Source organism: Megasphaera intestinihominis, from assembly GCF_040096415.1.
Lineage (GTDB): Bacteria > Bacillota > Negativicutes > Veillonellales > Megasphaeraceae > Megasphaera > Megasphaera intestinihominis.
In genome coordinates this window covers 1-4418 of sequence record NZ_JBBMEU010000105.1, presented here as the reverse complement: position 1 = coordinate 4418, position 4418 = coordinate 1, and the positions used below count along the sequence as shown (strand labels likewise).

At 30.5% G+C, this 4418-nt stretch carries 3 protein-coding genes; all 3 read left to right on the top strand.

Annotation, left to right across the window (positions count from 1 at the left end):
- On the top strand, positions 1 to 1551 hold a 1551-nt coding region (locus WMO23_RS10940), incomplete at its 5' end, for a hypothetical protein (RefSeq protein ID WP_435404770.1).
- Between the two features lie 38 nt (positions 1552 to 1589).
- On the top strand, positions 1590 to 2267 hold the full coding sequence (locus tag WMO23_RS10935; RefSeq protein WP_349174065.1) for a hypothetical protein: 678 nt from the start codon (positions 1590 to 1592) through the stop codon (positions 2265 to 2267).
- Between the two features lie 185 nt (positions 2268 to 2452).
- The coding region (locus WMO23_RS10930; RefSeq protein ID WP_349174063.1) for a P-loop NTPase fold protein at positions 2453 to 4418 on the top strand (1966 nt) is incomplete at its 3' end.

The window sequence follows — 4418 nt, the reverse complement described above, 5'->3', positions numbered from 1 at the left end:
ACGACAGGATGTCTCAGCTTATGCAGCAATACGATGTTGCTTATTGAATCGATTTACACAAAACTCTTGACACACCCAAGTACGATTATTAATATAATAGAAGCAGTGTTACGCCAACATTATAAATCACTTGATATTATGAATGCAATTTTAGAATATGATGTATTGGCTGTTTTTATTTATTTGGAAGGATATTCGTATTTGGTATCTTTTCAACCGCCAAAAGATGAAAAGGACATTGAAGTTCTAAATTATTTATGGCAATATGAAAATTCTGATAAAATTCCATATGGTCAATGGAAGAAAGGTTTGGGAATAGAAATAAAGAAAGAAAACACAAATTTAAGAAAAGAATTGTTGAAATATGTACATTTATTTAAAATTAATGAGAAAAAGTTGGTTAAAATGTCAATAGGATGTTATAGATATGTATTTGAAAAAATCCTTAGCCAATCTTATTCTATTAATGAACTTGTGCAAATGGCAGATAAAAAAGATACGGTAGAGCAGTATGTAAAGACTGTATTGTTGTCAAATCCTAAGTTTAAGGCTATTCCACAGTTTACACGGAAAAAAGATAATGATATAAATTTTGATAAACTGAGAAAAATACAAGAAAGAAGAAAAAATCAAATTTTATCAATTATCGAAGAATTTAATAGTGATGAATACCAAAAGGATAAATTAAAAATTGTATATAAAATTCGATATTTGGGAACCGATTTTATCGATTTTGAAAAGATGTTAAAATCGATGCCTCAATTTTCCCATACTTTTTTTCGACTTCATAATAAAATATATAATATCACAATAGAGGAATTTTTGGCAGGGATTGATAAGTGTTGTCGGCGTGTAGGGATACTTGAGTTTTTGCAGTTAATTATGAAGTCAGACTATACTAACATAAAAGCGCAATTGAAAATAAAGCAATTCTGTAAAGAGATAACCCAGAAAGATATAGATAATGGTATTATTTCAATGGGTAAAGAAGATGAAATTAATATAATTAAAGAAGTTGTTGATTATATTAACCGAAATTACCATACTCAAATTATTGAAAAATTAGATAATGATTATTTAGAACATTGTGATTCATATACAATTGAATTTAATGTTTCAAATAGAGAGAATGTTGAAAAGCGTAAGCCTTGTTTTCGCGATATTACGAGACTATCATTAGGGCAAAAAGTTGTTGCAATCTTATCTTTTATTTTAGGATATAGTAAATATGCAGAAGATTTCCGACCTTTGATTATTGACCAACCTGAAGACAATCTAGATAGTCAATATATTTATAAGAATCTTGTTCAAGAGTTAAGGACAATGAAAGGGAAAAGGCAGGTTATTGTTGCGACACATAATGCAACTATTGTTACGAATGCTAAGGCTGATCAAGTTATAGTTATGGATTCAAATGGAGAACATGGGTGGTTAAAAAAATTTGGGTATTCAAATTCTCCCGTAATAAAAAAAGAAATCATAAATTATCTTGAAGGGGGCATAGAATCTTTTAAACATAAAGAAGCTATTTATAAGGATGTATTAAATTAGGTGATACTATTTTATATTCAGGAAAAGGGGCAAAAATTATGGAAATGTATGATCGCGCTTTTCCAGGAAGTATTGTAACGCCTATGAAGTTAAAAAATGGAGAAAGCATAGAGTTAGCATGTTTTATTGAACATCGATTTGCCTTATATTATTGGCTAAAGTGGCACGAAAAATACGACCGCTCTATTTCACTATTGTCGATAGATTATCATACAGATACAATGCCAGAACGTTCAGAACATCAATTTTCAAAAGATAAAGAACCAATTCTATCTATTTGGCAAGATATGGATGAAGGGAATGATACTCAAATTTGTGCAGGATTAACAAATGAGTTATTGGGGCACGTCTATATTTTACATAAAGGAGATGATCATACGATGAATAATTGTGAAACTATCAGTTATTATAATCATCCTGATAAGTTGTTTTCAGCAGATAAAATCCATGGGGAAGAGGAACTGTACCTGGATATTGACTTAGATTATTTTACGAATGGAAAATCAGATGAGCATAGCTGTAAGATATTACTCCGTGAAATGGAACAATTATTCACTACAGATAGAAAAGAATTTTTATTTCCGAAAATTCGAGGGATTACTGTGGCACTAGAACCAATTTATTGTGGCGGATTGTTTAACTCACTATTGCTATTATTGAAATTACAAAAGACACTTTTGGATGGACAGATAATTGGTGATTGGCCATATTGTTAAAATGGGAAAGAACGTTTTTTAGCAGCACTTTACAACCTTTTCTCTGCTACACGAGCGATGAACTGGCTTTTCGGTGGAATCGATTGTCATGATAGTTAAAGTAAGAGCGCAATGAATCGAAAAACGCGATTGTTAGTAGATTTGAATGCAATCGAGACAAATTTTTTGTTAGATAAGGTGGAAAAATGTCTGATATAGTAACTCCTAAAATTCTGCAAAATGTTCCTGTTGGCAACGATGAATTTGCCAGCAAATCACAAGAACACATCGCAGAGTCAATTAAAAAATTGATTCTAAATATTGATAATGAAGAATCACCAATACGACTTATAGGTATTGAAGGCGGATGGGGAACTGGGAAAAGCAATTTAGTAAAAATCCTAGAAAAAAAACTGAAAGGTAAAGGTTACTCTTTTTTTCTTTATGATGCTTGGGGACATCAAGAAGATTTACATAGACGTGCTATCATTGAAGAACTTTCAGATTTTGTTGCTGAACAGAAAATTTGCACTGCTTATACAGCTGATTTAAATCAAATTAAAGAAGAAACATTAGGAACGGAAATTATAACCAATACTATTAAAAATCCAGATTTTTCATGGGCATTTTTTTTCTTAGTGGTCAGTCTTATTTGTTTTTCAGCAAATAATTTTGTGAAAGATATTTATTTCAATTTAAGCTTTTACCTAGGCATAATATCTATCGGGGCTATTGGTTTATCGTTCTTTATCATTATTTTTCAATCATTACGGCAGGCTAAGGGAATCTGTTCATTTTTTTCTAATTTCAAAAATAAAACATTACAAATCTATAATAAAAAAGAAGAAAAAAATACGACGATGAAAAGAATCAATCAGTTAAATCCATCATCTAAATCTTTTGAAAACTTCTTGCAAGTAATCGACAAAGGTCTTAATAATCACAAGCTTGTTATTGTTATAGATAATATTGATCGTATGAATAAAGATAAGGTTAAAGACATATGGGCTACGATTCATATGTGCTTTTCAAGTGCAGCTGAATTGCATAATATCCTTGTTTTAGTGCCGTTTGACAAGAATAAAATTAGAGATGCTTTTTATCAGGAAGAGGAGAATGAATCAAATACCGCGAATGATACTGATAAAAAAATGACTACATATGATACAGAAAAAATTAATCAATTGGCTTTGGTTGATGATTTTATACAAAAGACGTTTTCTTTAGTATTTCGTGTCTCATTACCTGTTTTAAGCGATTGGGAAGCTTTTTTTAGAGAGCGTTGGACAGATGCTTTTAAATCCGTTCAAGATGAGATTGAATTTGACTATGTGAAAAGAATTTTCGATGCTTTTACCGAAGTGATCACACCTAGGAATATTATTGCATTTATTAATGAGTTTGCGACCATCAAGTTGTCGGGGGTTGATAATCAAATTAAATCAAGATATATTGCTATTTTTATTAAAAAGCAGAATTATATTTTATCTAATATTACAGATGCTTTGACTAAATTTGATTATTTAAAGCCATTAGACTATTTGGTTAATCAAGATGGAGGAGATGAATATTTTAAATCTATCGCATCCTTGATTTATCAAGTGTCTCTAGACAAGGGACTTCAAGTTGCCTTGTCTAGACCATTGAAGCAGGCATTGGAAAATCAAGATACGAATGAAGTTGAAAGAATCTCGGCTAATCCTAATTTTGATTCTATGTTAGGAGAAGTTTTAAATCATATAAATAATATGGGAAATGCTGTCATTGCATTATCTCAGTTAAGTCAGGATAAATTTCAGAGTGAGGACATCTATCAAAATAGATGGGATGATATTTTTAGCCGTATAATGAATTGGGATAAAGGACGAGCATATCATGAAGTTATGGATTATCAGTTAATATTGCTCGATAAAATAACGCAAGAAAAGAAAATTACATATACTAAAGAGATTGTTGAAAATTTATATAGTATTAGCAACGAAGAATTTGATCCTAATGTTTTTTCAGATAATATTGATAGACTAGATTTTATAATCAAAAAATACCAAATCAATGTTTTTGAACTTCTGCGTGAACGAAAATGTAGCATTAATCAATATATAATGGGCCCCTTGTCAAGACCACGTTCTAAAATTTTAAGAGTGGCAGTAAGCAGAATTATTCTAAGCAGCG

Excerpts from the sequence above, each read along its gene's own strand:
- WMO23_RS10935 (WP_349174065.1), top strand. The coding sequence starts at position 1,590 with ATGGAAATGTATGATCGCGCTTTTCCAGGAAGTATTGTAACGCCTATG.